The organism is Solimonas aquatica (assembly GCF_900111015.1).
Lineage (GTDB): Bacteria > Pseudomonadota > Gammaproteobacteria > Nevskiales > Nevskiaceae > Solimonas > Solimonas aquatica.
In genome coordinates, this window is the sequence record NZ_FOFS01000009.1 from 79,430 (window position 1) to 104,782 (window position 25,353).

Below are 25,353 nucleotides of genomic sequence, written 5' to 3' on the forward strand. Positions count from 1 at the left end.
GCATGCGCGTTGTGCTCAGCGCACCTTGGCGGGATCGAAGTGCGGGTTCTGGATCAGGCTGAAGCGATTGCCGAAGGGATCGAGCACGCTGGCCACGCGGATGCCCTCGCCCACGTCCTGCACCGGCTCGTGCGGTTTTGCGCCCAGGCTCAGCAGGCGGGCCAGTTCGGCCTCGATGTCGGCCACGCCCCAGTAGGCTTTCACGCCGGTGCTGCCCGGCTCGGCGTCCGGCAGCAGGCCCAGCTCGAAGCCGGCCAGCTCGTAACCCACGTAGTACGGCTGATCGTAATAGGGCTCGACGCCCAGGACGGCGCTGTAGAAACGCTTGGCGGCGGCGAGGTCCGGGGCCGGATAAATGGCGGTTCTGAGTCCGAGAATCATCTTGAGCACTCCAGGTCTTGGGGTTGGAGCGACAGCATCCGCCAGCGCTGCTGACAGCGTCCTGTCAGCAGGCATTTTGCCGGCCCTCAGCCTGCGGTCTTCAGTTCCGCCGGCACGAACTGCTCCAGCACCGCCTTCTCCAGCAGCTTGGGGGGCAGCAGGCCCTGCGCGAGCACGAAGTCGTGGAAGCGCTGGCGATTGAATTTCCCGCCCAGCGCCAGCTCGGCACGCTGGCGGATGCTCATCAGCGCCTGATAGCCGTAGAAGTACGCCGTGGCCTGCCCCGGCATGCGGAACACATAGCGGTCGGTTTCGGACTGCGCCATGCCCGGCGAGAGCACCACCTCGCGCTGCAGGAAGGCGTTCACCTGCTCCGGCGTGATGCGGCCGAGATTGACCATGGGGTCCAGGAACGCGCGCGCCGCGCGCATCAGGCGCAGCTGCAGGCCGATCAGCTGCCCGTCGAGCGGAAAGTCCGGCTTCATCTCCGCCTCGGCATACAGCGCCCAGCCTTCGACATTGACGCTGTTGAAGGCAAAGATCGCGCGGGCATCCGACACGCCTTTCTCCACCATCGCGGCAAACTGCAGCTCATGGCCGGGCCGCGCCTCGTGCGCGGTGAGCGTCCAGGCTGCGGCCTGATAGCTGAAGTCATCGGTCTTGAGATCGCCGCGGCCGGCCGTGCCCGGCACCTGCAGCGGCAGCACGAACTCGCCGTATTCGCCGGTGTTGCCGATCAGGCGCGGCGGACTCATGAACGGCGCGGGAATCATCGCCGACTCGGCCTCGCTGGCCAGACGGATCGCCGCCGCGCGCTGCGGCAGGCTCAGCACCTGCTCGTGGCGCACCGCGTCCTCGATGCTGCCCAGGGTGCTGCGGTACAGGGGCAGGATCGCGTCATTGGCCACCTGCTGCTGCTTCAGCGCGCGGATCACCTCACGGTAGTCCTCGCTGGCAAAGCCCTTGTCCTTGGCCACCAGTGGCGCCAGCGCCCGCATCTCGTTGCGGATTTCGGCAAAGCTCAGCAGCGCGCGGCGGATCAGCTCATCCGGCGCCACGTCCACGCCCACCTGCCGGAGGCTGTCGGCATACAGCGCCGGCGGCAGGCGATGATCGCTGCGCGCCTTGGGCAGGATCTCGCGCCGGAGCCAGGACTCGTAGTCCTTGAGCTGCGCGCGCAGCCTGGCCAGAGGCGCCTGGTAATCCCTGATCTGCGACTTGGCAAACAGCTGGCCGATGCCCTCCAGCAGCCGCGGTGTATCCGACAGGTCCTGCTCCAGCTCGCCGCGATACGGCGGCAGCAGACCCGGCTGGGCCATCGCCTCGCGCGTGCGCGCCTTGGCCAGCTCGGTCAGCGCGGTACTGCCCGGCTCCAGGCCGGCATAGCGGCGCAGGCGGATCAGCGCCGCGGCCTGCCGCTCCTGCGCGATGCGCGGGTCCAGCAGGCCCTTGATGCCGGAAAAAGCGATGCGCGCCACCGGGTAATACGGCAGCAGCAGCTCGTGCTGCAGGCGCTCGCTGTCGAGATTGCGCTGCGCGCTGTCCTGCAGGATGTCCAGATCCTGCAGCACGGCGCCATCCTGGGTCTGCGCGCGCCGCGTCTGCAGCTCGGCGATGGCCTCGCGCGTCGCGGCCTGGCGCCGCTCGAAGATGCCCGGCCCCAGGTCCACGGTTTCGGCATCGTGGCCTTCCACGCCCAGACCGGCGGCATCCTCGGGATTGAAGCGCGCCATCAGCGTCAGCAGCAGCTCGGCATTGCGGTTGCTCTGCGCCACCCAGGCCGGCACCGCCGCTTCCGCCAGACCGCTGCAGGCCAGCGCCAGCAGCAGCATCATCGTCTTGCGCATCCCGCTCTCCTTTTGAGGCCATGCGACGCGCCGGCTGACGCAGCGGCCGCTCACATGCCGGCGTTGTGCAGCATCGTGCGCACCACCACCAGCAGCACCGCAATGAACGCCGCCACCATCAGTACCCCGAAAAACACGAAGTGCCAGACCTTGCCCTTGGCGAAATCGCGCTTGCGGCTTTGGCTGCTCTGCACGCCGAACATGGCCGACGCAATGCTGGCGACAGTCTGCCACCAGCTCAAGGCGGGTTTTTCCTCATGATTCTCCTGCCCCTGCTGCTGCGCCATGGTCGCCCGTCCGGCTAGTTGTCGATGTAGTCGCGCAGGATTCTACGCGAGGCGGCGAGATCGGCCTTGGATTTGCTCTGGATGTCGCTGAGCAGCAGGCGCTCCAGCTTGCCGCCGATCAGCGGCAGGCCGCAGCTCAGATCCCAGCGGATCAGGTTGACGCAGCCGGCGCCCTGCGCCTGCAGCTCCATCTGCGCACCGATCTTGATCGGCACCGTCTTGAGTTCGAACTGCAGCTGCCCCTTGCGGCTGTCGAGGTTCCAGCTGTCCTGCTGCACCACGGTGACCACTTCCGGCAGGAACTTGCGTGCAAAGTCCGGCAGCTCGATATCGTTGCTGGTGTCGTAGCGCACCTTGATGCGGAAGCGCGAGCCCTGGCTTTCGTGCTCCAGCACTTCGATGCGGGTGAAGCCCAGAGCGGCGTACTTGCGCTCGAAATAACGCCGGTCGCCGAACATGCGCATCACCACCTCCGGCGCGGCATCAAAACTCTGACGTTCCTCGTGTTGCATCGACTTGTCTCCATTGCGCCCGGCGGATGCACGGCGCGCCATAAAAAAACCGCCGGCGCTGCTCGCACCGGCGGCTCAAGTGCCGCCCCTGATTCGCGCGGTGCTTACTTGGTGGTCATCTTCTGCACGGACGCGGCCGTGAAGTAGTCTTCCTTGAAGTTGACCGTGCCGTCGATCGGCTTGTCCTCGTTCCAGGCCGCGGTGATGAAGTAGCGGCCGGAGTCGAAGTGATAGATCACTTCCGGCACCGTGGTCGCGGTCTGGATGTTCGGCGCATTGATGATGTGGCCTTCCTGGAACTGGAAGATCTGATCACGGTTGTCGTAATCGTCGACCAGACCGATGGTCCAGCTGTCCTCGTCGATGTAGAAGCGACGGGTCTTGAAGGTGTGGCTGGTGCCCGGACGCAGGTTGGCTTCCACCACCCAGACGCGGTGCAGCTCATAACGCGGCAGATCCTGGTTCAGGTGCTTCGGACGGACCATGTCCTTGTACTTGGTCTTGTTGCCGCCGATCTTGTTGGAGTTGTACGGGATGTACACCTCTTTCTTGCCGACGATCTTCCAGGTGTAGCGTTCCAGCACACCGTTGAACATGTCCACCTGATCGTAGAACTGGTGGCCGTCGGTGCCTTCGTACGGATTGTCGCAGCACACCGTCGGCGCGCGACGGATGCGCTTGAGGCCCGGCGAATACAGCCAGGCGGCGCGACCATCGGCGCCGGTGCCGGTCTTGTCATGCACCAGGATGAAGGTGCCGGCCAGACGCGGCGGCGCCACCACGCGCGAGAGGTATTGCAGATACTCGCCGTTGCCCTTGGTGATGGGCACCGGGTTCTTGATCGAGGCGTAGGGGAACTGCACGTCCTCGATGATCTTGGTGAGCTGATAATCGCCGTTGGACTGCACGATCATCTGGTTGTTGTAGCGGGTCACCGCCTCGCCGCGCCACTTGATCTTGTGGTTCCAGATCGGCTCGGCGCCGGTCTTGGGAATCGGGAACGGGAAACCGGCCTTGCAGTTGTTCAGCTCGTCGGTGCCTTCGATCTCGCAGTTGACCGCGTTCGTTGCGGTGGCAGCCTGGATTTCCTTGGGCCAGTCCACCAGACGGTGGCTGGGATAGACGTTCATCTTGTAGGTGTCGTAGGTCGACAGCAGCTTCTTGTGACCTTCGCTCAGCTTGTCCGCGTACTGGGCCATGTTGGCCTTGGTGATCGTGAACAGCGGCTTCTCGCCGTCGATCTGATCATTGTGCGGGAACTCGCCGGACAGCGGGCCGTGCTTGGCTTCGGGCGTCCAGGCCGGGATGCTGCCGTCCTTGTTACCGGCTTTTTCAGCGCCAACCGGCGTCAGCGTCTTGCCAAGCGCGTCGGCCTCCTGCTGGCTCACCTTGGCACCAGCCTGAGCGGCGACAAGGCTCAGGGCTGCGGCAAAGGTGAAGAGTGCTTTACGCGATTTCATGCTCGCTCTCCTCAAGGGGGGTGGTGGGTCTCAAGCCGGTCCAAGCGGCTATGTCGTTCTACTTCGGTGCGCAGGGATGCTAACCAATCCACGCCGCAGTGCCAATTGAACGCCCGGACAGTCGCGCGTGGCGGTGAGGCCAGCCCGGCCTTAATAAAGACGGACTTGCGCAAGCCAGTGCAGGTGGCGGGGAAACCCCGACAGCTGGCTCAGACCAGCCCTGACAGCTGTCATCCGTCCACCATTCAAGCCCCGCCGTCCATCGACCTGCACCCATTCGGTGCTGTCACGATTTCTATAACAGTTCCCGTCGACATCCATGCGGCCTCGCACGGTGATGACGATGGTCGGAGCACAGATCGTTCCCTGTCTCCGGCGCATCTGGCGGAACGTTTATCAGGAGATTACCCATGCTGCATTTCATCCAGTATCTGGCCGTCCGCAAGCACCAGGCCGGTCTCACCACCGTTGAATACGCCGTCGCCGGCGGTTTGATCACGGCTGCGGTCGTGGGCGCTTTCGTGGCCCTGGGCGGCAGCGTCAACGGCGTCATCTCCGGCCTGTCCACCAGCATTGGCGGCTGATCTGACCGAAGTGTGACGAACCATCGTCGAGTGATACGCCGGGGGCGGAGTCTTTCCGCCCCCGGAATTCCCAGAGCCTGCGGAGCCTGAAGCGTCCTGCCGCATCCCTCGCTGGGGGGCCGATGTTGCGGCCTCACTCGCACCGGAGCCCCGCGTGCTCAGAAAACCTCTTTTTTCGCTTGGACTGGCCGTGGTGCTGGGCCTGATTGCGGCGCTGTTCGCAGCGCACTGGATCCAGGGCCGGGCCAAGGCCGTCGAAGCCGATCTGCGCGATAGCGTGCAGGTGGTGGTTGCCGCCACCGCGATCAACCCTGGCGCGCAGCTGCGCGCGCAGGATCTCAAGCTGGCGCCCTGGCCGCGCAACAGTCTGCCGCAGGACAGCCTGGGCAAGCTGGAAGACGCCGCCGGCAAATACGCCGCACAGAAGATACTGCCGGGCGAACCGGTGTTCCGGCAGCGTCTGCTGGACAAGCCGGGCAATGCCCTGTCCGCGCAGATCGAACCCAGCAAGCGCGCCATCAGTGTGCGCGTCAACGATGTGATCGGCGTCGCCGGCTTCCTGATGCCGGGCTGTCGCGTCGACGTGCTGGCCACGCGCGTGGACAACGAGCGCCGCGCCAGCACCCGCACCCTGCTGCAGGACATCAAGGTGCTGGCCGTGGACCAGACCGCGCAGGTGGAAAAGGACGAACCCGTGGTGGTGCGTGCCGTGACCCTGGAAGTCACGCCCCAGGACGCCGAGCAGCTGATGGGCGCCACCGAGGAAGGCACGGTGCAGCTTTCGCTGCGCAATCCTGACGACCAGAAATCCACGCCTGCGGCGGCGGCGCCCAGCGCTGCGCCGGCTCAGGCCGCGGTGGCCCCGGCCAGCGGCCAGGGCCCGCACCGCGCCGCCGGCGACGCCATCACGGTCATTCGCCTGGCACAGACCGTCAAAACCCGGGTGCGGCCATGAACCGCGCCATCACGCCAGTTCTGCCGCTCGCCTTGCTCGCCCTGGCCAGCGCCAGTCCGCTGCAGGCCGCGCCGCCAGCGGCGACGCCCGCACCGGTCGCCATCAGTGCCGTGCCCATGCAGGCCACCCGACAGGTCGCGGTCAACCAGTCGCTGGTGCTGCAGCTGGGGGCGGGCATCCGCAACGTTTCGGTCAGCAATCCCGGCATCGCCGATCTCATGGTGCTGCACGAGCGCGAGCTGTATGTGGCCGGCAAGACGCCCGGCACCACCAATGTCGTGGTCTGGGGCAAGGACGGCAAGGTGCTGAGCAGCTTCCCGGTGCAGGTCACCCTGGACATCGAAGGCCTCAAGCAGAAGCTGCACGAGCTGATGCCGGACGAATCGATCCGCGTGCAGTCGGCGGAGGAAAACCTGGTGCTCAGCGGCACGGTGTCCAGCGTCTCGCACATGGACGCCGCCAAGCAGGTGGCGCAGAGCTTTCTGCCCGATTGCGTCAATGCCTGGTCCGATGCCCTCGCACAGGCCGGCAAGCCCGGCGAGCAGGCCACCGCCGCGACGCAGCCGCAGAAGGATGAGCTGTGCAAGAAGGCGCACGTGGTCAATCTCATGCAGGTGGGCGGCGCGCAGCAGGTGATGCTGAAGATCACCGTCGCGGAAGTGGCGCGCACCGTGGTCAGGCGCCTCAACTCCGATCTGAACATCTTCAACTTCGGCAAGAACTGGTCGGGCGGCGCGGTCGCCGGCGGCGCCACCTTCCCCAATGCGCTGGACGCCAACGGCCTGCTGACGCCGGTGCTGGGCTCGCTCAACGGCAGCGCCGCCACCATCGGCCCGCCGGTGTCGCTGCTGCAGCCCAACCTGCCCGGCATCGACAACACCGGCATCTTCCTGAACTACCTGCGCGGCAATCTGCTGCTCAATGCCGTGCTCGATGTCTCCAAGCGCAACGGTCTGGCGCGCATCCTTTCCGAACCCACGCTCACCGCGCTCACCGGCCAGGAAGCGCAATTCATCTCCGGCGGCGAGTTTCCGGTGCCGGTGCCGCAGGGCAACAACAACGTCGCCATCGAGTTCAAGGAATACGGCGTGAGCGTGCGCTTCACGCCGCTGGTGCTGGACTCCGGCAAGATCAACCTGAATCTCAATGTCACGGTCAGCGAGCTGTCCACCGACAACAATCTCTCGCTCACCAGCAGCGGCACCACCGCCACCTTCATCATCCCTTCGCTGACCAAGCGCAGCGCCTCCAGCTCCGTGGAACTGGCCGACGGCCAGACCATCGGCATCGCCGGTCTCATCAACGACAACGTGCGCTCCTATGTCGAACGTCTGCCGGGCCTGGGCGACATTCCGATTCTCGGCGCGCTGTTTCACAGCCAGCAGTACCTCTCCGGGCAGACCGAGCTGGTGATGTTCGTCACCCCGCATCTGGCCAAGCCCATCGCCGCCGGACAGATGCGCCTGCCCACCGATGGCTATGTGGCGCCCAGCGATTTCGAGTTTTACCTGCTCGGCAGGCTGGAAGGCGGCAAGCCGCGCAGCCGCAATCCCGCTGCCGCCGAACTCGGCACCGAGGCCGCACCGCAGGCGCGCTTCGGCCACGATCTGTAAGCGTAGGAGTTCATCACATGCACACGCCCTCCGAGCTGATGCCCCTGCTCACCGCTGCTGCCCTGGCCGCCGTCATGACCAGCATGCGTCCCGCCGCCGCACAGGACACGCCGCAATTCGGTGATTCGGTGCGGCAGATGATTCGGGCCCAGATCTACGACCCGCAGGCCGCAGCCCATCCGCCGCAGCAGCCGCCCCTGGGTATCGACGGCATTCGCGGCGAGGCGGTGCTTTCGGCCTACCGCCAGCAGCCGCTCGCCAAGTCCGAGCCGCTGTCGCGCGCCGCCAGGATCGATGTCGATCCGCAGCACTGAGAACACCCGCTCCAGCCCCTATGGCTCAAACCCGTGTCCTGATCAGCGCCGGAAGTCCGCAAGCCTGCGAAGCCCTGCAGCTGGCGCTCGCCGCCGAGTCCGGCTTCGAGTTGCTCACGCAGCTGCACGACGGCGTCGCCGCGCCGCGCGCCTTGCCCAATGTCGAGGTGATGATCGTGCAGGTGCAGGCCGGCGAGGAGCCGCTGCTCGAAGCGATGGCCGCCAGCGTGCAGCGCACACCCACCCTGGTGATCTGCCCCGGCGATTCGCTGAGCCTGCTGCGCACCGCGATGCGCCTGGGCGCACGCGACTGCCTGTCGCTGCCGGTGAATTACCGCGAGCTGATCGAAGCGGTGCGCCGGCTGGCCGGCGAGCAGCGCCCGAACAATGCCGCGACGTACGGCAACCTGATCGGCGTGATCAACGTCAAGGGCGGCTCCGGCGCGTCCTTCGTCGCCGCCAGCCTCGCGCATCTGTCGGCCAGCCATCATCAGCACGAGGTGGGGCTGCTGGATCTGGATCTGCAGTTCGGCTCGCTACCGCTGGCCTTCGATCTGCAGCGCCGCTCCAGCCTTCTGGCGGCGCTGTACGCCGCCGGCCAGATCGATGAAACCGCGCTGCGCGGCTACATGGTGCGCCATGACAGCGGCGTGCAGCTGCTGAGCGCGATGTCCGATCAGCTCAGCCACGCCTGGGACCTGCCGCCGGACAGCATGCCCAGGCTGCTGGAGGTCATGCGCCGCGCCTTCGCCCTGACGGTGGTGGACATGCCGCGCCAGATCGATCCGCTGGCCAGCGCGGTGTTCGAACAGGCCGATCACATCCTGCTGATCACGCAGCAGAGCCTGGCGCACACGCGTGACGCCAAGCGCATGCAGCAGATCCTGCTCAACATCGTCGGCGTGCCGCGCGACCGCATGACCCTGGTGATCAACCGCTACAGCGAGCGCCACATCGTGCGCGAGCGCGATGTCCGCGAGGCGGTGGACCCGGCGCGCCTGCTGCTGCTGCCCAATGATTACGACACCGTCTCGGAAACCCTGGATATCGGCGTGCCGCTGTTTGCGCGCAGCCCCGACTCCGAGATCGCCCACGGCCTGCAGATGCTGGCCGGCGAACTGGGCCTGCTCAGCGCCGCCAGCCTGCCGCAGCCGCGCAAGCGCGGTCTGCGTGCGGCCCTGAGCGAAGCACTGCGAGGACGCTGAAAGCATGAACTCCCCGATCAAGGCCACGCCCGAATGGAACAAGCCCGCCACCGGCGAAGCACGCGGCGAAGCGGTCAGCGAGCTGGAGCGGCAATGGCGGCAGCGCATCCATGAACGCGTGCTGCGCGTGCTGGATCTGTCGCGCATGGAAGGCAGCGACGAGCGCCTGGCCCGCGCGCAGGTGCGCGAGGCCGCGCAGCGGGTGATGAACGAAGAGACCGTGCCGCTGCCGGTGCAGGCGCGCCAGCGCGTGGTGCAGCAGATCGAGGACGACATTCTCGGCCTGGGCCCGCTGGAGCCGCTGCTCAGCGACCCCAGCGTCGCCGACATCCTGGTCAACGGCGCGCACTCGGTGTACGTGGAGCGGCGCGGCCGCCTGGAGAAGACCGAGATCCAGTTCCGCGACGAAAGCCATCTGCGCAGCGTCATCGACCGCATCGTGACCCGCGTCGGCCGCCGCGTCGACGAGTCCTCGCCGATGGTGGACGCACGTCTGGCCGACGGCTCGCGCGTCAACGCCATCGTGCCGCCCCTGGCGCTCGACGGCTCGCTGCTGTCGATCCGCCGTTTCACCGTCGGCCGGCTCACCGCCGAGCAGCTGATCGCCAATGGCGCGATGACCGAGGCCATGGCCAGGTTTCTCAATGCCGTGGTGCATGCACGCCTGAACGTGCTGATCTCCGGCGGCACCGGCAGCGGCAAGACCACGCTGCTCAATGTGCTGTCCACTTTCATTCCCTCGTCGGAACGCATCCTCACCATCGAGGACTCGGCGGAACTGCAGCTGCAGCAGCCGCATGTGGGCCGCATGGAAACGCGCCCCAGCAATGTCGAGGGCAAGGGCGAGGTCTCGCAGCGCGATCTGCTGCGCAATGCCCTGCGCATGCGCCCCGACCGCATCATCGTCGGCGAGGTGCGCAGCGGCGAGGCCTTCGACATGCTGCAGGCCATGAACACCGGTCACGACGGCTCGCTGACCACGGTACACGCCAACACCCCGCGCGACGCCCTGGCCCGTGTCGAGAACATGGTGACCATGGCCGGCACCAATCTGCCGCTGCAGACCATCCGCGCGCAGATCGCTTCCGCCATTCACATCGTGATCCAGGCCGAGCGCATGGAGGACGGCAAGCGCCGCGTGGTCAGCATCCAGGAAATCCAGGGCATGGAAGGCCAGGTGATCACCATGAGCGAGATCTTCACTTTCCGGCGCATGGGGCTGGACAAGGACGGCATGGTGATCGGCCGCTTCGAGGCCACCGGCATGGTGCCGCGCTTCATCGAACGCATGCATCAGCGCGGCCTGGATCTGCCGCCCGATCTGTTCGAGCCACCGCTGCGCTGAGGCAGGCCTGTCATGTCGCTGAATCTCATCATCGCCCTGGTCCTGGTCTTCGCCATGGTGTTGCTGCTGGTCAACGGCTTTTCACACATCGATTCCAGCGAGGCGCAAAAAGCCTTGCGCACGCGCCTGGCGGCGGTGCGCAAGCAGAGCTTCGAAGGCCGCAGCGGCGACTCGCTGATCCGCGAGAAATATCTGCGCGAGCTGTCGCCGCTGGAACGGCGCCTGGAAGAGCTGCCCGGCATGGTGCGGGTCACGCGCCTGCTGGAGCAGACCGGCCGCAACGAACCCGGCTACCGCTTCCTGGCGCGCGCGCTGTTGCTGGCTTTCTTCTTCAGCCTGCCCAGCCTGCTGATCTTCGGTTTCGCCATCGGCCTGCTGGTGTTTGTCGCGGTGCCGCCCCTGCCCCTGCTGCGCGTGCTCGCGCAGCGGCGCGAGCGCATCAAGAAGTTCGAGGAACAGCTGCCCGATGCCCTGGACCTGATGAGCCGCGCGCTGCGCGCCGGCATGCCGCTGATGGACAGCTTCCGCTTCGTCGCCGAGGAAATGCCGGCGCCGATCTCGGACGAATTCCGCACCACCTGGTCGCATCTGAACTACGGCATCTCGCCCAAGGCCAGCTTCGAGGATCTGACGCAGCGCATACCCTGCACCAGCCTCTCGGCGATGACCACGGCGGTGCTGATCCAGCGCGAGACCGGCGGCAATCTGGCCGAGATTCTCGACAAGATTTCCGCCGTGCTGCGCGGCCGCTTCCGCTTCCAGCGCAAGCTCAAGACGCTCACCGCCGAAGGCCGCATGTCGGCCTGGATTCTGATTCTGCTGCCCTTCGTGCTCAGCGGCGTGATTGCGCTGACCTCGCCCAGCTATCTGCCCATGCTGCTCAACGATCCGCTCGGCGGCCGCCTGGTGCTGGCCTCGCTGGTGTCGATCGGCATCGGCGCGCTGTGGATCCGCAGCATCATCCGCGTGCCGGTCTAGGGCCTGTTAACGCCATGGACGATCGCTGCGTTGCCGCCAGAAATCGCGCCAGGCAAGGGCACCGGCCATGAACGCCAATCGGCTGCTGTCCTCCACCAACGCCGTGCTGGCGCACTACCAGCTGCTGCTGATCGCCCTGGGCGCGGGCCTGGCCATCGCCCTGTTCGCCTGGTTCGGCGCGCAGGCCGCCGCGTACTATCTGCACCCGACGCGGCGCGGTCTGCAGGCGCTGCGCGGCGGCGACGGCCGCGCCGCAGCCGAGAACCTGTGGGTCGTCTGGCTGCGGCGTCTGGCGCCTTATGTCGAGCCGCGCAAGGCGCGCGGCAGCCAGGGCATCCGCGAGCTGCTGCGGCAGGCCGACATCCATTCCGACTACGCGGTGACGGCCGTGTACGTGGGCAAGGTGGTGTGCCTGCTGCTCTCGGTTCTGCTGCTGGTCTGGGCCGCCAGCGTGGTGAAGCTGCCCAAGGCACTGATGGTCTCGGCCTTCTTCATCGCGCTGTTTGGCGTGTACATGGCCTGGAAGCTGCCGAACCTGTATGTCGAGCACCGCATCCAGTCGCGCCGCGCCGCCCTGCTCGCCGGCTTTCCCGATGCGCTCGATCTGCTGGTGTCCTGCACCGAAGCGGGCCTGGGCTTCAACGCCGCCATCGACCGCGTCGCGCAACAGCTGCCCGGCAGTCATCCGCTGCTGGCGCGCGAGCTGGCCCTGGTCAATGCCGAGGTGCGTGCCGGCGTGGATCGCAGCGAGGCGCTGCGGCATCTGGCGGACCGCACCGGTCTGGAAGACGTGCGCGGCCTGGTGGCGCTGATGATCCAGAGCATGCGCTTCGGCACCGGCATCGCCGAAACCCTGCGCCTGTATTCGGAGGAATTCCGCGACCGGCGCATGCAGCGGGCCGAGGAGTCCGCCGCCAAGGTCGGCAGCAAGCTGATCTTCCCGCTGGTGTTCTGCATCTTCCCGGCGTTCTTCCTGGTCTCCACCGGCCCCGCCGTGATCGGCGTGGTGCGCGCGGTGAGCAACAGCGGCGTGACCTGGCCCAGCGCGCAAAGCGCACATCACGCCCATCCCCGTCACAAGTGAGCCGAACATGTCCCTGCGCCATTCTTTCCCGCTGTTACTGGCCGCCGCGCTGAGTGCCTCGCTGCTGGGTGCCTGCGCGTCCCGCGCCCCGCAAGCGCAACCGGAAAAGATCGATGTGGCGCAGGCCCTGGCCGCCGGCGACGCCAGTTACGCACGCGGCGAGTACGAGGACGCGCTGCTGGAATACGTGCGCGCCGGCAGCGCGCGCAGCGACGATGCCGCCACCCTGCTGCGCATCGGCCGCACCCAGGAGCGCCTGAACCAGAGCGCGCTGGCCGCCGATGCCTATCTGCGCGTGCTGCGTCTGCAGCCGGACCATGCCGAAGCCAGCGAGAGCCTGGGCCTGATTCTGCTGCATCAGGGCAAGAACGAAGCGGCGGCCAAGCTCCTGCAGGCCGCGATCAAGCGCAATCCCAAATCCTGGCGCGCCTACAACGGCCTGGGTGTGCTCGCCGATCTGGCCGGCGACTACGCCGGTGCCGCCGCGCGTTATGCGCAGGCCGACGCGCTCAAGCCCGAGCAGCCGGAAGTGCTCAACAACCTGGGCTACTCACGTTACCTGGCCGGCGATTACGTACAGGCACAGCGTTACTACCGGCGCGTGCTGGCCGGCGCCCCGGACAATGCCAAGGCCTGGTCCAATCTGGGGCTGCTGTACGTGCGGCAGAACCAGTATCCGCAGGCGGTGGCGGCGTTCTCCGAAATCATGAGTCCGGCCGAGGCCCATTACAGCGCCGCCTATGTCTGCATGCTGGAGCATCGCAACGACGATGCCGCGCGTCTCTACCAGCAGGCCATCGCGCTCTCGCCCAGCTATTACGAAGCCGCTTACCGCGGCCTGGCGCGCCTGCGCCGCGAGTCGGCGGCCCGGCAGGGCGGCGCGCCATGAACGCCGGCCGCAGCGCCAGACAAGGCGGCATGGAACTGGTGGAAACCGCACTGGTGCTGCCGCTGTTCCTGTTCCTGATGCTGGGCATCCTGGATATCAGCCGCCTGTTCTTCACCGAGATCACGCTGCAGCGTGCGATCCGCGAGGCGGGGCGTTTCGGCGTCACCGGCCAGCAGCTGCAGGACCCGGCCCATCCCGGCAGCATGCTGTCGCGTCTGGCTTCCATCAAGCAGATCGTGGCCGACAGCGCCATCGGCGTGAACGTCGACACGTCCACCATCAGCATCAGCAGCGTCAGCGGTGGTGGCAACAGCGCCGGCGGTCCGGGCGACACCTTCACCATCACGCTCAACTACGAGTTCCTGTTCGCCACGCCACTGGTGGGCCATTACTTCAACAACGGCAGTCACGTGTTCACGGCCAGCGCCAGCTTCCACAACGAACCCTTCCCGCCCGGGGCCAGCTGATGAAGCCCGGCCGCCGCTGGCAACGCGTACCACTGCCGCAGTCCGGTCTGGCGGTGCTCGAGTTCGCGATGATGCTGCCGGTGCTGCTGGTGCTCCTGTTCGCCAGCATCGATCTGGGCCGCGTGATCCTGATCCGCCAGATCATGCTCAACCTGAGCCGCGAAGCCGCCAACCTGGCCTGCCGTGGCACCGCCTTCGCCGATGTGATGAGCGCAGTGCAGACTTCCGCCGCGCCGCTGAATCTGGCCCAGGATGGCTATGTCATTCTCACCGAGATCTATCGCAGCAGCGCCAGCGTCGTCACGGTGAAGAGCCGTCTGACTTACGGCGGCCGCGCCGGCAGCAGCCACGTCGGCGCCACCGTCGGCGGCGCGGCGGTGCTGCCCGCCAGCACGCCCGCCATGCCGCCCACCGGCATGAGCCTGTACGTGGCAGAGGTCTTCTATCACGTCGATCCGATCACGCCGCTGGGACAGTTCGTCACGCTCAGCGGCAACAGCAGCTATTACGACGTCGCCTTCTTCTAGGAGGATTTATGCGCCACGCATATCCGCGATCGATCCACCAGAAGGGCGCTGCCCTGATTCTGTTCGTCACCGGCCTGATGGCGATGACCCTGATGCTGGGCCTGGCCCTGGACGGCGGTCTGCTGTACATGGCGCGCGCCGCGCTGTCCAAGGGCGTGGATGCCGCAGCGCTGATGGGCGCCAGACAGCTGAGCCTGGGCGATACCACCGCCGGCTCGATGGCGCGCAGCGCCTTCGACATCAACTACGCGGCCTCCAACCTGCCCTCGCGTCAGGTCAGCGCCCCCAGCGTGAACATCAGCTTCAGCACCGACGCCAGCGGCATCCGCCGCATCACGGTCAATGCCTCGGTGCGGCTCAACACTTATCTGATCGGCGTGCTGCCGGAGTTTTCCACGGTGACGGTGGCCTCCAGCGCGCAGGCCCTGCGCGCCAAGCTGGTCATGGGTCTGGTGCTGGACCGCTCCGGCTCGATGAGCAGCAACGGCGGCTCCAGCGCCCTGGGGCCGGCGGTGCAATCCTTCGTCAGCTTCTTCGACGACAGCATGGATCGCGTGGCGATGAGCAGCTTTTCCGACGCCGCCACACTCAATGTCTCGCTGCGCTACAACTTCAAGACCACGGTGACCAATGCCGCCAAGAGCCTGAGCTACAGCGGCTGGACCTATACCCACGGCGGCCTGGACATCGCCCGCACCCAGGTCAACACCGTGGCCAGCGATCCCAACAACAATGTGCTGCACGTGGTGGTGCTGTTCACCGACGGTTACGCCAACTCGTTCTACCAGGCCAACACGCGCTGCACGCGCAGCGGCAGTTTCGGCAACTACACCTATAACTCGCGCAATCTGATTCTGGTGCCGGGCAGCAGCAGCTCGGATTTCCGTGACCCGGCCACCGGCGCCAGTGTCAGCTGTCCGTACGCGCTCAGCACCTTCTATTCGTACAAGTACGCCGCCAACAAGACCCGCAACAGCACCTACATCACCGAGGAAGGCGGCTATCAGGCGGAGAACTCCGCCAAGCTGATCCGTCAGGACGGCACCCTGGTCTACGCCATCGGCCTGGGCACCGACATCGACAAGACCTCGCTGAAGAAAATCGCCAACGACCGCAGCAGCAGCACCTTCAATGCCGCACAGCCGGAAGGCCTGGCGGTATTCGCACCCACCGCCAGCGATCTGGATCTGGTGTTCAAGCAGATCGCCTCGCGCATCCTGCTGCGCCTGACGCAGTGAGGCTTTAGCGCTGGGCTTCGACGCGCGCCAGGGCCGCCAGCAGCGCCTCGCGGCCGGAGAGTTCGCAGCCCAGCGTCGCCAGCATGATGAACACGCCGGCCAGGCGCCGGTGCAGGAACACGATCTCGCGCGGCGGCACGCGGAAATGCACCGACAGCGCATTGAGCGCGGCGATGCGGCTGCTGCGCATCGGCAGATCGCTCTCGCCCCATTTGTATCCGCCCTTGGCATTGTGCAGGGCCGGGGCCACGCGCGGATCACCCGCTTCGGCAAAGGGTTCGACGATGGCCTCGCACATGCCGAAGAAGGCGTCCAGCGCCGCGGTGTTGAAGCCCGGCGCGATCAGGCCGATGGCCTGTGCACCGCGGCGCAGACGCTCACGGTCATGCGCCAGCGCCCCGGCGACGATCTCGCTGTAACCCTCGATGAAGCCGCGCCCGAAGATGCGCGTGGCACCGAAGTCCAGCAGCACGATGCGGTCCTCGCCGGCGCGTGCGCCGACGCGGATGCGGTAATTGCCGAAATGCGGATCGGACTGCACCATGCCCCAGTCGAAGAATTCGGTGAGGAACAGTTCCAGGAAGGCATTGCCCAGGGCATTGCGCCGCGCCAGCGACAGCTTCTGCACCGTCTCGTCGCGGACATGGCTGCCGGCCTCGAAGCTCGTGGTCAGCACCTGATCGCTGCTGTACTCGCCGAACACTTCCGGCACCACGAAGCGCGGATCATCCGCCAGACGCTCGGCGAACTCCTCGGTGTAGTGGCGCTCGGATTCGTAGTCCACCTCGCGGTAGAGCATCTCGCGCACCTCGTGAAACACCGGGGTGATGTCCAGGCCCTTGGGCGTCAGGCGGGTCATCAGCAGCAGGCGCGAGAGCGTGCGGATATCGCTTTCGATGGCATCGGCCACGCCCGGATACTGGATCTTCACGCACAGCTCGCGGCCATCGCTGCGCCGCCTGGCACGATGCACCTGGCCCAGCGAGGCGGCGGCCAGCGGCGTGGTGTCGATCTCCAGCTCGCGCAGGCGGCTGCGGCCCAGGTTGCGCTCCAGCACCGGCGCCACCACCTTCCAGTCCACCGGCGGCGTGTCGTCCTGCAGCTCGGAGAGCACCTCGACCGCTTCCTCGGGCAGGAAGTACTGGCCGTAGAGCGAGAGCATCTGCCCGGCCTTCATCACGCTGCCCTTGAGCTTGCCCAGCTCGTCGGCCAGCACCTGCGCCTGGCGCTGGTAGAACTCGCGGTCGGCGCTGCTGCGGTCGATCTCGCCGCGGAAGATGTTGGCGATGGAATGCGCCACCAGCTTGGCGCCGGCACCGACCCCCAGCTTGGTCAGCGCGATGCTGCGCTCCAGCGAGCCGGTCTTGAGCGAGGACATGCTCGGCTTGGGATGATCGTCGGAAGGCGGCATCGGCGGTCTGTCAGGAAGATGAAAGCAGGCAAGCCCGGTATTTTACGGGCAGCGCACCTGAACCGTCGGTAGAAATCGCCGGACCGGCGATGACCCGGTCCGGCAATTTGGGAGTGACAACGTTTACGGCGAGTCCAGCCGCCATCCACGGTTGTTGGACCCGAGGTTTGGACGGCGCTGTCCCACAAAAGGTTGCATGCCGGTGGAAACTTTTTCCCGAGGGCCGAGGCGGCGGCAGCGCCGCGCCGGTGAGGCCCGCGACGTATTGCTTTTTGCCTCCCGCCCCCTGCCTTCAATGCCCATACCGGGCGCGCACCGCATCGGGCAGGAATTCGCCGGGTTTCATCGGCAGATCGAACTGCGGCGGCGGGTCTTCGGCCAGCAGGCGGTTGGCGAAGTAGCGGCCGTCCTTGAAGTCATAGGTCACCACCGGCGCGCAGTTGGCGGCCAGGGCGTTGTAGGCCGGCAGCAGATGGCCTTCCTGGAAACGCCAGAGCTTGCCCTCGTGGTCCTCGTTCTCCACCAGCACCACATTCCAGCTGTCCTCATCGACATAGAAGGTGCGTCGCCCGAAAGCGTGGTGCTTGCCGCCGCGCTCCTCGGCCTCGATCACCCAGACCCGGTGCCGCTCATAGCGGGTGCCGGCAGGATTGAGGAAGCGCGGCGTCAGCAGCTGCGCGTAGCGGTAACGGCCGTCGCTCAGGGCATAGGCGTTGTACGGGATATACAGCTCGCGCTTGCCGGTGAGCCGCCACACGTAACGGTCGAAAGCGCCGTTGTACATGTCCACCATGTCGATGAACATCAGGCCCTGCGCGCCGGGGAAAGGCTGGTCGTAACCCACCGGCGGCACCCGGAACATGCGCCGCATGCCTTCCGGAATCACCCAGATGTTGCGCCCCTGGCGCAGCGAGTTGGTGGTCTCGTGCACCAGCGCCACGAAGTCCACGCCATTGCGCGATTTGCCGAACCAGGTCAGGTAGTAGAGCAGGATGTTCTCGCGCGTCAGATCGGCAGGATCGGCGATGTTGGCGTAGCGCTCGAAGATGCGCTCGGTCTGGTTGAGCAGCTGCGGCTCGCTGTTGCCCACCACCGCCTGCGTGGACTGCATCTGCAGGGTGTTGCCGCGATAGCGCGTGCGGTGATTCCACATGATTTCCACGCCGGACCTGGGCTCGGGAAAGGGAAAGCCCAGCCGCGCGTTTTCCAGGGCATCGGAACCCAGCAGCCGCGCCCTGCCCTTGTTGGCGGCGCTCGCCTCGTAGATCGCCTGCGGATAGGCCACGCTGCGGTGCGTGGCATAGACCGGCATGCGGTAGTCGGCATAGCGCGCGAACAGGGCCAGATGGCCGGCGCTGAGCTGCGCGCGGTACTGCGCGAGATTGTCGCGGGTGATGGTGAACAGCGGCTTTTCGTTCTCGTAGGGATTGACCAGGCGCTGACCCGGCCGATACGCGGCCGGCCACTGCGCCTTCTGCAGACCACCGGTCCAGGCCGGAATGCTGCCGTCGGCATTGCCGCTTGCCTCGGCGCCCACCGGCGTCAGAGCGCCGCCGCCGGGCGCCGCACCCGCCGCGACGCTGCTCATGCTCGGCGGGGCACTGTCATCGAGACGATTGGCCAGCGTCGCTGCCGCGCCCGCGCGCTGCTGCCGCTGCGCGGCGGCGGCCATGGCCTGCTCACGTGCCTGCGACAGCTCCAGGTATTTCAGCCACTGCCCGGCGCTCTTCTTCTGCTCGGCAAAGCCGCCGGCCTGGGCGAACGCCGCCTTGGCGCCATCGACATCGGCCTGCTGATAGCGCGCCAGCCCCAGGGCCAGGTACAGCTTGCCGGCGTTCTTGTTCTGCGCGCCGCCGAGTTTCAGCGCCTGTTCCAGGGCGCTGGCGGCATCGCCGTATTCGCTGCGATCCAGATGCAGCTGCGCCAGCTGCTGCCAGACCTCGGCGCTGGGCGCGGCGCGCGCCACCGTCTCCAGCGCCGGCAGCGCCAGCGAGTCCTCGCGCGCCGCCAGCCAGAGATTGGCCAGCAGCTTCTGCGTGGCGAGATTGGTCTCGATCAGCTTGCGCTGCTGCCATTGCTGCAGCAGCGAGCCGGCCTCGAAAGGCGCGCCGATCTGCGCGGTGAGCGTGACCAGACGCAGGCGCTCTTCCGAGCTCTGCAGGAAACCCAGGCGACTGGCCACTTCCATCACCGCCGCCGCGCGCTGGCTGTTGCCGGCTTTCAGATGGATGGCGGCCAGGCGCAGCCAGTCTTCACGGCGCGTGGGATCTTCCTTGAGCAGCTGCTCCAGATATGGCAGGGCCTCGCGTTCGCGGCCGGCGCCGATATAGGCCACCGCCAGGGTGCGGCGCCAGGAGATGTCGGCGCCGGGCTTGTCGGCACCGGCCTTGAGCAGCAGCGGGATCGCCTCGCCGTAGCGCTTCTGTTCGACATAGGCCGCCGCCACGCCGACCAGGGCATTGGCCGGCGCCTGTCCGCTCTTCACCTGCGCTTCCAGCTGCGGCAGCACCTTCTTCAGATCGCCGCGCGCCAGATACAGCTGGGTGAGATCGCTGCGCATCTGCGCGGCAGCCGGCGCCGAGAGGATGTTCTGCGCCAGCGCCTGTTCCAGATACTTGGCGGCCTGATCGTAGTCCTTGTTCTGCGCGGCGCGGCCGGCCAGATCACGCAGCAGGATCGCCTTGGCGTAAGGGTCGGTGGTGATCTTGAGCAGCTGCTGCGGGTCCTGCGGCTTGCTGTCCTGCTGCGGGGTGTCGATCAGGCGCTGCTCGCTGCGGTACTGGTCCGCCAGCGCCGGCAGCGCCAGCGCCGCGCCGGCCGCGAACAGGAGTGCGCGCAGTCTCATTGCCGCCAGTTGTAAGCGCAGTCTTCCGGGTTCATCTCGACACGCTGCTTGACCTCACGCGCGCTCTTGGAAGACTCGTAGATCCAGTTGCTGATGCTCTCCACCGCCGCCGCCTCGAACACGCCGCGCGGATCGGCGTCCACCAGCTTCACATCGCGCACGCGGCCATTGGGCATCACCGTGAACACCACTTCCACCCAGCCGCGCAGCTTCTGCTTGCAGGCCCATTCCGGCATCTGCGGCCGCGCCGTGGACAGCGGCACCAGGGGCTTGCCGGCAAAGTTGTTGCCCAGGCCCAGACCATTGCCGCCACCACCGCCTCCGCCGCCCAGGCCGCGCCCCGCAAAACCGGCAAAGCCGCTGCTGCCGGTGACGCCGATGCCGCTGCCGCTGCCACCGAGCGTCAGCGGCACGCTGATCGGTCCGGCCTCCAGCGGCGCCAGCGGTGCAGCGGCGGCGGACAACGAAGGCAGATCGGCGCGCGACAGCGCAGGCGGCGCATCCGGCGGCGGCGGCGGCGCATCGGCCAGCTGGTTCTGATCCGGCGGTGGCTGCGCCTGCGGTGGCGCCAGCTGCACGCCGTCGGTGACGCGCAGCAGCTTTGGAGCACCGGCGCCGGGCGCAATCAGGCGCGCCATCAGCCAGAACAGCAGCAGCGCGATGATCAGGCCCAGCAGTGGCGGCAGCAGCCAGCGGCTGGCCGGGTTCTGCGCGTTCAGGCTGAGCCCGGAGGCCACGCGTTCAGGGTCCGCTGACGGGCGTGGCGGCGATGGCCACGTTCTTGAAGCCCGCCAGCCGCGCCTGGTCCATGGCTTCCACCACCAGACCGGCGCGCGCCTCGCGGTCGGCCTGGATGATCACCGAGGCATTGGGGTTTTCCTGGCGCTTGCGCTGCAGATGCGCGCGCAGGGCGCGGATGTCGATGCGCGCGCCATCGGTCCAGACCTCGCCATTGGGCGCGATGGCCACCAGCACGTTTGCGCGCTCTTCCTTCACCGCAGTCTGCGCACTGGGCCGGTCGATGTGGATGCCGGCCTCGGACACGAAGGTGTTGGTGATGATGAAGAAGATCAAAAGGTTCAGCACGAAATCCAGCATCGGCGCCAGATCGATGCCGGTGTCTTCGGGCGGCTGCGTGTGGCGGCGGCTGCGCATTCAGTAGCTCAGCAGATCGCCCAGCAGCTCGGTTTCATGCTGTACCCGGCGCTGGAAATGATTGGCGAAGTACAGGCCGCTGACGCTGACCACCAGGCCCGCGAGCGTGGCCACCATCGCATGCGAAACACCAAAGGCCATGCTGCGCGCATCGGCAGCGCCGTGAATCAGCATGCCGTCGAACACTTCCAGCATGCCGGTGACGGTGCCCAGCAATCCCAGCAGCGGTGCGATCGGCACGGTGACGCGCAAAAGCGGCAGCGGCGCACTCATCGCCACCGCCGCCTGCGAGATCAGCATCGCGCGCACCTGCCGCGCGCTCCAGGAACGATGCTCGCCGCGCGCCTGCCACTGCGCCTGCAACTCGGCGCGCAGCGCCGGAAACAGCCGGCGGAAGTACCACCAGCGCTCGGCGATCAGGGTCCACATGATCAGCGCGGTGAGAAAGATCCAGGGCAGCACCCAGCCGCCGGCCTCGATCAGCGTCGCGCTGGACGTGAACGGCAGCAGCAGGCGATCAAGCAGATTCATGGCGGCGCTGCGTTTCGAGATGACGCGCGAGCAGGCCCGCGCTCTGCTCATCGAGAATCTGCACCAGCACCCGCGACCGCGCCGACAGCAGCGCGTTGACGAACAGCATCGGCACCGCCACGCCCAGGCCCAGCACGGTGGTGATCATGGCCTGCGAGATGCCGCCGGCCATCAGGCGCGGATCGCCCGCGCCCTGCTCCTGAATCACCTGGAAGGTGATGATCATGCCGGTGACCGTGCCCACCAGGCCCAGCAAGGGTCCGGCGGCGACGATCAGGCGCAGCAGCGGCTGGAAGCGCTCCAGCGCCGGAATCTCGCGCAGGATGGCCTCGGACAGGCGCAGCTCCAGCACCTCGGCGTCCTCGATGCCGCGCGCCGGGTCGCCCTGGAATGCGCTGAGCACGCGGCCCAGGGGATTGTCGCGACGCGGCTGCGCCAGATCGCGCAGCTGTGCGCGCACCGCACGGCCGACGCGCAGCAGGAACGCCAGCTGCCAGAGCGCGGCGATCACGCCGAAGATGCCGACCACGATGATCACGTAGGCGATCAGTCCGCCCTGATGGATGCGCTCGATCAGGTCGGGACGCAGCGCTTCCTGCGCCAGCAGGCTGCCATGCGTGGGATCGATCAGAATCGGCGCCAGGCCTTCAGGCTGCACGGCGAAATCCCTGGCCAGGCTGCGCCAGTGCCAGCCCGGCTGCCGCGCCACCACCTGCAGCGCCGCGCTGGGCGGATCGAAGATCAGATAACGGCCCTCGCTGAAGGCCGCGAAGCTGCCCACTCGCAGCACCTCGGCCGGCGCGCGCTGGCCATCGCTGCCCACCACCGGCGCCTGGAAGCGCCGCACCGCGCCGCCTTCCACCAGCTCCTGCTGCAGCACCACCCAATAGCTTTCCAGCTGCGCGGCGCCGGGATAGCCGCTCTGGTCGGCGAGCTGATTGATGGCCTCCAGGCGCTGCGGATACTGCGCGCTGACGAAGGACTCGGAAGCCAGCGCGCGAAACGCGCCGGCCGATTCCTTCACTGCGCTCTGCACCTGCGCATAGTCACCGGCGCGCGCCTGCAGCTGCGTCTTGAGTTCGGCAATGGCTTTCTGGTTGGCGGCAAAGCGCGCGCGCGCCGCATCGCTGCGCGCCCTGGCCGCGGCCAGCTCCGCCTCGGCTCTCTGCAACAGCGCCGCCTGCTGATTCTTGTCGGCGAGAAAACGCTGCTCGCGTTCCTGATTGAGCTTGGCGTTCTGGCCCGCCGCCTCCTGCACCTGACGCAGCAAGGCATCGGCGCCATTGGCGGGCGCGGCCGCCTGTGCGCTCAGGCTCAGCAGACACAGCAAGACCGTCAGAAGAAGCTTGCGGCTCATGGCTGCGCCACCGCCACCGGCACCGGCAGCTCCAGCAGATTGGCCGGTGCCAGCTCACGCGCCATCTTGATGCCCTCGCGGATCTGCGCGCGCGCACTGCGCGGCAGGGGCTGCCAGCGTGCCGCCGCCGCATCCCAGACCTGGGCCTGGGCACCGTCCGGGCTCAGGGCATACAAGGCCACCCGCCCCACGCGCAGCACGTCCATCTGGCTGTCGCCGATGCGCAGCTGCTCCACACCCAGATTGCGGCCGTAGTCGATTTCGATCTGATAGGCCTCCAGCAGGCGACGGAATTTCTCGCCGGCGGAGAGCTGCGCATCGCTCAGGCTCTGCTTGAGCGCGGCGATGCGCTGCGTGCGCTCTTCCTTCAGAAACGGCAGATCGAGCTTGATGAACTGTTCCAGGCTGTCGGTCATGCGCAGCATCAGCGGCAGCAGATCCTGCCCGGCGCGGTCCAGCTCGGCGGACTGCTGCTGCAGCGCAGCCAGCTCGTTCTGCTGCTCGGCGAGCAGGCCGTTGAGCTGTTCGGCATAGGCATTGAGCTGTTGCGTCTGCCAGAGGGCGGCGCGATAGCGTTCCAGCATCGCGCGGGTCTGATCGTCGAGCTGTTCGACGCGTTTCTGCGAGTCGGCGGCGGCGCGCTGCGACTGCTGGGTCAGATCCAGAACCTTGCCCACGGTATCGGCCTGCGCCCAGACCGTGGCGCAGAGCACGGCCGCCACCGCGGCGAACAGCAGGCGCCATTCAGGCCGTGCCATGACGAGCCTGCTTCTGTTCGATCGGCCGCAGCCAGCCGCAGATGCTGTGCACCATTTCCTCGGTGTCCTCGTCGTCGATCACCCAATGGGCGCGGTCGGGATAATGTCGCAGCGTGGCCTGCGGATAAAGCCGGGCGGTCTTGCGCACCTGATCGGCCGGCGTCAGCCAGTCGCGGCCGGCGCTGACCACGTACACCGGACAGCGCACCTGCTGCGGTGTCACCGCGGCCGCATGCTGGCGATCCAGCGGCCAGAGTCCGATCTCGAAAATCGCGCGTCCGGATTCATGCACCATGCCCTCGTAGGTGGCGCGATGCCGGTCCTCCGGCAGACCACGGAAGGCATAGCGCTGCGCGCGCGCAAACGCCGGCTTGTAGGCTTCGCGCCAGAACGGCCGGCGCAGCATCCAGGGCATGAAGGCCCCGATGTTGCGGCGTGGCAGCAGGCCGATGCCGGCGGCCGGCGCCGGCGTCAGCAGCACCAGCGCCAGCGGCGAGATGCGCGCGGCGAGCTGCTGCGCCAGCAGACCGCCCATGGAATGACCGATGATGATCGGTGGTCGCCCGTCCGGCAGCTCGGCGGCGCAGCGCTCCAGCGCCGCCAGATAATCCTTGAGACTCAGACGGCCGACCTTGAGCGGCTGATCGGGCGAAGCATCGTGCGCCGGCAGCGAAGGCGCCACGCAGTCATAACCCCGCGCCTTCATCAGCGTCGCGACGCGCTTGAAGGCCTCGCCCGTGACCCACATGCCATGAATCAGAATGACCGGATAGCCCATGCCTGTTTTTCCGATTGCCCGCTCGTCTTTCAATAGCCGGAGATCTTGCGGATGGTGATGCGGTTGGCCAGCGCCGGCGCCAGCTTGTTGGCCAGCGCCAGCAGCCGCGTCTGCAAACCCGGATACCAGTGCACGCGCCGCCACAGCCGCCAGTGCGCAGCGTCCCACACGGTCCGGGCGATGTCCTCAGCCTTAAGGCGTACTCCGAGGCGTCGCACGCTGTCCGGCGTGCTGGCCAGACCGCTGACCATATGAGTGGCCACGAACAGCGGCATCACGTCCATGACGCGGATGCCATGACGCGCCCATTCGATATCCAGGGCCTCGCTCAAGCCCTTCACCGCAAACTTGCTCGCCGAATAGCTGGCAAAGCCCGGCGTGCCGTAGATGGCCGAAGCCGAGGCCATGTTGATCACGCGACTGCCGGTGGTCTGGCGCAGGTAAGGCAGCGCCGCCAGACAGCCCTGCAGCACACCTTTGACATTGATATCGATGATGGCCTGATGGCGTTCGGCGGCAATGCTTTCGAAGTCGCCCACCGCCAGCACGCCGGCGTTGTTGAACAGCAGATCCAGGCGGCCGTAGCGCGCATGAAAATCCCGCAGCGCGCCGGCGAAGGCCGTTGCGTCGCGCACATCGAGCGCCGCGCCGATCACGCGTTCGCCCAGCTCTGCCTTGAGCCGCTCGATACCCGCGGCGTCCACGTCGTAGACACCCAGCTGCCAGCCGCGGGCATGAAACAGACGCGCGGTCTGCAGTCCGATGCCGGCGGCGGCACCGGTGATGAAGATGGTTTGAGCTTGCACGATTCCCCTCGTTTTACTTCATTATG

General features: G+C 67.0%; 26 protein-coding genes. 12 read left to right on the forward strand and 14 right to left on the reverse strand.

Annotated features, from left to right (window positions below; translation table 11 throughout):
• Positions 1-15 precede the first annotated feature (15 nt).
• The 5 genes from BMY12_RS12035 to BMY12_RS12055 form a co-directional block, all read right to left on the reverse strand.
• On the reverse strand, positions 16-381 hold the full coding sequence (locus BMY12_RS12035) for a VOC family protein (RefSeq protein WP_093286797.1): 366 nt from the start codon (positions 379-381) through the stop codon (positions 16-18).
• A gap of 86 nt (positions 382-467) precedes the next feature.
• Positions 468-2,228, reverse strand: a complete 1,761-nt coding sequence (locus BMY12_RS12040; protein WP_093286436.1) for a DUF885 domain-containing protein — start codon at positions 2,226-2,228, stop codon at positions 468-470.
• A 50-nt stretch (positions 2,229-2,278) separates the two neighbouring features.
• Positions 2,279-2,515 carry a DUF2970 domain-containing protein gene (locus tag BMY12_RS12045; protein WP_093286439.1) on the reverse strand — a complete coding sequence of 79 codons (237 nt, stop codon included), beginning with the start codon at positions 2,513-2,515 and terminating at the stop codon, positions 2,279-2,281.
• A gap of 14 nt (positions 2,516-2,529) precedes the next feature.
• On the reverse strand, positions 2,530-3,027 hold the full coding sequence (locus BMY12_RS12050; protein WP_177188972.1) for a DUF2505 domain-containing protein: 498 nt from the start codon (positions 3,025-3,027) through the stop codon (positions 2,530-2,532).
• A gap of 104 nt (positions 3,028-3,131) precedes the next feature.
• Positions 3,132-4,487 (reverse strand): DUF1329 domain-containing protein, encoded by a 1,356-nt coding sequence (locus BMY12_RS12055; RefSeq protein WP_093286444.1) that lies wholly within the window; start codon positions 4,485-4,487, stop codon positions 3,132-3,134.
• A gap of 410 nt (positions 4,488-4,897) precedes the next feature.
• Here BMY12_RS12055 and BMY12_RS20015 point away from each other — a divergent pair, with 410 nt between their 5' ends.
• The 12 genes from BMY12_RS20015 to BMY12_RS12110 all read left to right on the forward strand — a co-directional run bounded on the left by BMY12_RS20015 (position 4,898) and on the right by BMY12_RS12110 (position 15,686).
• A complete protein-coding gene (locus BMY12_RS20015; RefSeq protein WP_143068945.1) occupies positions 4,898-5,071 on the forward strand; it encodes a Flp family type IVb pilin in 174 nt (57 codons plus the stop codon).
• A 154-nt stretch (positions 5,072-5,225) separates the two neighbouring features.
• Positions 5,226-6,026, forward strand: a complete 801-nt coding sequence (gene cpaB / locus BMY12_RS12060; protein WP_177188973.1) for a Flp pilus assembly protein CpaB — start codon at positions 5,226-5,228, stop codon at positions 6,024-6,026.
• The gene (locus BMY12_RS12065; RefSeq protein WP_093286450.1) at positions 6,023-7,639 is read left to right on the forward strand and encodes a type II and III secretion system protein family protein; all 1,617 of its coding nucleotides are present in this window, start codon (positions 6,023-6,025) and stop codon (positions 7,637-7,639) included. Before cpaB ends, BMY12_RS12065 begins: the two co-directional genes overlap by 4 nt.
• Before the next feature lie 17 nt (positions 7,640-7,656).
• Positions 7,657-7,953 carry a hypothetical protein gene (locus BMY12_RS12070; RefSeq protein ID WP_093286453.1) on the forward strand — a complete coding sequence of 99 codons (297 nt, stop codon included), beginning with the start codon at positions 7,657-7,659 and terminating at the stop codon, positions 7,951-7,953.
• A 20-nt stretch (positions 7,954-7,973) separates the two neighbouring features.
• Complete coding sequence (locus BMY12_RS12075) at positions 7,974-9,158, forward strand: CpaE/TadZ family protein (protein WP_093286456.1); 1,185 nt, start codon at positions 7,974-7,976, stop codon at positions 9,156-9,158.
• 4 nt (positions 9,159-9,162) lie between these two features.
• A complete protein-coding gene (locus BMY12_RS12080; protein ID WP_093286460.1) occupies positions 9,163-10,503 on the forward strand; it encodes a TadA family conjugal transfer-associated ATPase in 1,341 nt (446 codons plus the stop codon).
• Between the two features lie 12 nt (positions 10,504-10,515).
• Positions 10,516-11,481: a type II secretion system F family protein gene (locus BMY12_RS12085; protein WP_093286462.1), complete on the forward strand. Its 966-nt coding sequence runs from the start codon at positions 10,516-10,518 to the stop codon at positions 11,479-11,481.
• 67 nt (positions 11,482-11,548) lie between these two features.
• Positions 11,549-12,565, forward strand: a complete 1,017-nt coding sequence (locus BMY12_RS12090) for a type II secretion system F family protein (protein WP_093286465.1) — start codon at positions 11,549-11,551, stop codon at positions 12,563-12,565.
• A 7-nt stretch (positions 12,566-12,572) separates the two neighbouring features.
• Positions 12,573-13,454: a tetratricopeptide repeat protein gene (locus tag BMY12_RS12095; RefSeq protein ID WP_093286467.1), complete on the forward strand. Its 882-nt coding sequence runs from the start codon at positions 12,573-12,575 to the stop codon at positions 13,452-13,454.
• Entirely contained in the window at positions 13,451-13,921 is a 471-nt protein-coding gene (locus BMY12_RS12100; protein ID WP_093286470.1) for a TadE/TadG family type IV pilus assembly protein, read from the forward strand. The genes BMY12_RS12095 and BMY12_RS12100 overlap by 4 nt, the downstream gene beginning before the upstream one ends.
• Positions 13,921-14,448, forward strand: a complete 528-nt coding sequence (locus tag BMY12_RS12105; protein WP_093286472.1) for a TadE/TadG family type IV pilus assembly protein — start codon at positions 13,921-13,923, stop codon at positions 14,446-14,448. Before BMY12_RS12100 ends, BMY12_RS12105 begins: the two co-directional genes overlap by 1 nt.
• Positions 14,449-14,456: 8 nt before the next feature.
• Positions 14,457-15,686, forward strand: a complete 1,230-nt coding sequence (locus BMY12_RS12110; RefSeq protein WP_093286475.1) for a vWA domain-containing protein — start codon at positions 14,457-14,459, stop codon at positions 15,684-15,686.
• Between the two features lie 4 nt (positions 15,687-15,690).
• Here the strand turns inward: BMY12_RS12110 and BMY12_RS12115 are convergent, their stop codons facing one another.
• The 9 genes from BMY12_RS12115 to BMY12_RS12155 form a co-directional block, all read right to left on the reverse strand.
• Positions 15,691-17,097 (reverse strand): ABC1 kinase family protein, encoded by a 1,407-nt coding sequence (locus BMY12_RS12115; RefSeq protein ID WP_093286477.1) that lies wholly within the window; start codon positions 17,095-17,097, stop codon positions 15,691-15,693.
• Between the two features lie 292 nt (positions 17,098-17,389).
• Positions 17,390-19,942 (reverse strand): DUF1329 domain-containing protein, encoded by a 2,553-nt coding sequence (locus BMY12_RS12120; RefSeq protein ID WP_093286480.1) that lies wholly within the window; start codon positions 19,940-19,942, stop codon positions 17,390-17,392.
• Positions 19,939-20,679 (reverse strand): energy transducer TonB, encoded by a 741-nt coding sequence (locus BMY12_RS12125; RefSeq protein WP_093286483.1) that lies wholly within the window; start codon positions 20,677-20,679, stop codon positions 19,939-19,941. Before BMY12_RS12125 ends, BMY12_RS12120 begins: the two co-directional genes overlap by 4 nt.
• 4 nt (positions 20,680-20,683) lie before the next feature.
• The gene (locus tag BMY12_RS12130) at positions 20,684-21,097 is read right to left on the reverse strand and encodes an ExbD/TolR family protein (RefSeq protein WP_093286485.1); all 414 of its coding nucleotides are present in this window, start codon (positions 21,095-21,097) and stop codon (positions 20,684-20,686) included.
• A complete protein-coding gene (locus BMY12_RS12135) occupies positions 21,098-21,628 on the reverse strand; it encodes a MotA/TolQ/ExbB proton channel family protein (RefSeq protein WP_093286488.1) in 531 nt (176 codons plus the stop codon).
• Positions 21,615-22,985 carry a MotA/TolQ/ExbB proton channel family protein gene (locus tag BMY12_RS12140; protein ID WP_093286490.1) on the reverse strand — a complete coding sequence of 457 codons (1,371 nt, stop codon included), beginning with the start codon at positions 22,983-22,985 and terminating at the stop codon, positions 21,615-21,617. Before BMY12_RS12140 ends, BMY12_RS12135 begins: the two co-directional genes overlap by 14 nt.
• Positions 22,982-23,743 carry a DUF3450 domain-containing protein gene (locus BMY12_RS12145; RefSeq protein ID WP_093286492.1) on the reverse strand — a complete coding sequence of 254 codons (762 nt, stop codon included), beginning with the start codon at positions 23,741-23,743 and terminating at the stop codon, positions 22,982-22,984. The genes BMY12_RS12140 and BMY12_RS12145 overlap by 4 nt, the downstream gene beginning before the upstream one ends.
• Positions 23,730-24,521, reverse strand: coding sequence for an alpha/beta hydrolase (locus BMY12_RS12150; RefSeq protein WP_093286495.1), 792 nt, complete (start codon positions 24,519-24,521; stop codon positions 23,730-23,732). The genes BMY12_RS12145 and BMY12_RS12150 overlap by 14 nt, the downstream gene beginning before the upstream one ends.
• A gap of 29 nt (positions 24,522-24,550) precedes the next feature.
• Positions 24,551-25,327, reverse strand: a complete 777-nt coding sequence (locus BMY12_RS12155) for an SDR family oxidoreductase (protein ID WP_093286497.1) — start codon at positions 25,325-25,327, stop codon at positions 24,551-24,553.
• Between the last annotated feature and the right edge of the window lie 26 nt (positions 25,328-25,353).

What these genes read in the sequence shown, in the direction of transcription:
- BMY12_RS12050 (WP_177188972.1), bottom strand. Translation starts at nt 3,027, where the DNA reads ATGCAACACGAGGAACGTCAGAGTTTTGATGCCGCGCCGGAGGTGGTG.
- BMY12_RS12105 (WP_093286472.1), top strand. Translation starts at nt 13,921, where the DNA reads ATGAAGCCCGGCCGCCGCTGGCAACGCGTACCACTGCCGCAGTCCGGT.
- BMY12_RS12070 (WP_093286453.1), top strand. Translation starts at nt 7,657, where the DNA reads ATGCACACGCCCTCCGAGCTGATGCCCCTGCTCACCGCTGCTGCCCTG.
- BMY12_RS12090 (WP_093286465.1), top strand. Translation starts at nt 11,549, where the DNA reads ATGAACGCCAATCGGCTGCTGTCCTCCACCAACGCCGTGCTGGCGCAC.
- BMY12_RS12065 (WP_093286450.1), top strand. Translation starts at nt 6,023, where the DNA reads ATGAACCGCGCCATCACGCCAGTTCTGCCGCTCGCCTTGCTCGCCCTG.
- BMY12_RS12035 (WP_093286797.1), bottom strand. Translation starts at nt 381, where the DNA reads ATGATTCTCGGACTCAGAACCGCCATTTATCCGGCCCCGGACCTCGCC.
- BMY12_RS12120 (WP_093286480.1), bottom strand. Translation starts at nt 19,942, where the DNA reads ATGAGACTGCGCGCACTCCTGTTCGCGGCCGGCGCGGCGCTGGCGCTG.
- BMY12_RS12150 (WP_093286495.1), bottom strand. Translation starts at nt 24,521, where the DNA reads ATGGGCTATCCGGTCATTCTGATTCATGGCATGTGGGTCACGGGCGAG.
- BMY12_RS12100 (WP_093286470.1), top strand. Translation starts at nt 13,451, where the DNA reads ATGAACGCCGGCCGCAGCGCCAGACAAGGCGGCATGGAACTGGTGGAA.
- BMY12_RS12115 (WP_093286477.1), bottom strand. Translation starts at nt 17,097, where the DNA reads ATGCCGCCTTCCGACGATCATCCCAAGCCGAGCATGTCCTCGCTCAAG.
- BMY12_RS12140 (WP_093286490.1), bottom strand. Translation starts at nt 22,985, where the DNA reads ATGAGCCGCAAGCTTCTTCTGACGGTCTTGCTGTGTCTGCTGAGCCTG.
- BMY12_RS12040 (WP_093286436.1), bottom strand. Translation starts at nt 2,228, where the DNA reads ATGCGCAAGACGATGATGCTGCTGCTGGCGCTGGCCTGCAGCGGTCTG.
- BMY12_RS12055 (WP_093286444.1), bottom strand. Translation starts at nt 4,487, where the DNA reads ATGAAATCGCGTAAAGCACTCTTCACCTTTGCCGCAGCCCTGAGCCTT.
- BMY12_RS12085 (WP_093286462.1), top strand. Translation starts at nt 10,516, where the DNA reads ATGTCGCTGAATCTCATCATCGCCCTGGTCCTGGTCTTCGCCATGGTG.
- BMY12_RS12080 (WP_093286460.1), top strand. Translation starts at nt 9,163, where the DNA reads ATGAACTCCCCGATCAAGGCCACGCCCGAATGGAACAAGCCCGCCACC.
- BMY12_RS20015 (WP_143068945.1), top strand. Translation starts at nt 4,898, where the DNA reads ATGCTGCATTTCATCCAGTATCTGGCCGTCCGCAAGCACCAGGCCGGT.
- BMY12_RS12135 (WP_093286488.1), bottom strand. Translation starts at nt 21,628, where the DNA reads ATGAATCTGCTTGATCGCCTGCTGCTGCCGTTCACGTCCAGCGCGACG.
- BMY12_RS12075 (WP_093286456.1), top strand. Translation starts at nt 7,974, where the DNA reads ATGGCTCAAACCCGTGTCCTGATCAGCGCCGGAAGTCCGCAAGCCTGC.
- BMY12_RS12145 (WP_093286492.1), bottom strand. Translation starts at nt 23,743, where the DNA reads ATGGCACGGCCTGAATGGCGCCTGCTGTTCGCCGCGGTGGCGGCCGTG.
- BMY12_RS12110 (WP_093286475.1), top strand. Translation starts at nt 14,457, where the DNA reads ATGCGCCACGCATATCCGCGATCGATCCACCAGAAGGGCGCTGCCCTG.
- BMY12_RS12095 (WP_093286467.1), top strand. Translation starts at nt 12,573, where the DNA reads ATGTCCCTGCGCCATTCTTTCCCGCTGTTACTGGCCGCCGCGCTGAGT.
- BMY12_RS12130 (WP_093286485.1), bottom strand. Translation starts at nt 21,097, where the DNA reads ATGCGCAGCCGCCGCCACACGCAGCCGCCCGAAGACACCGGCATCGAT.
- BMY12_RS12045 (WP_093286439.1), bottom strand. Translation starts at nt 2,515, where the DNA reads ATGGCGCAGCAGCAGGGGCAGGAGAATCATGAGGAAAAACCCGCCTTG.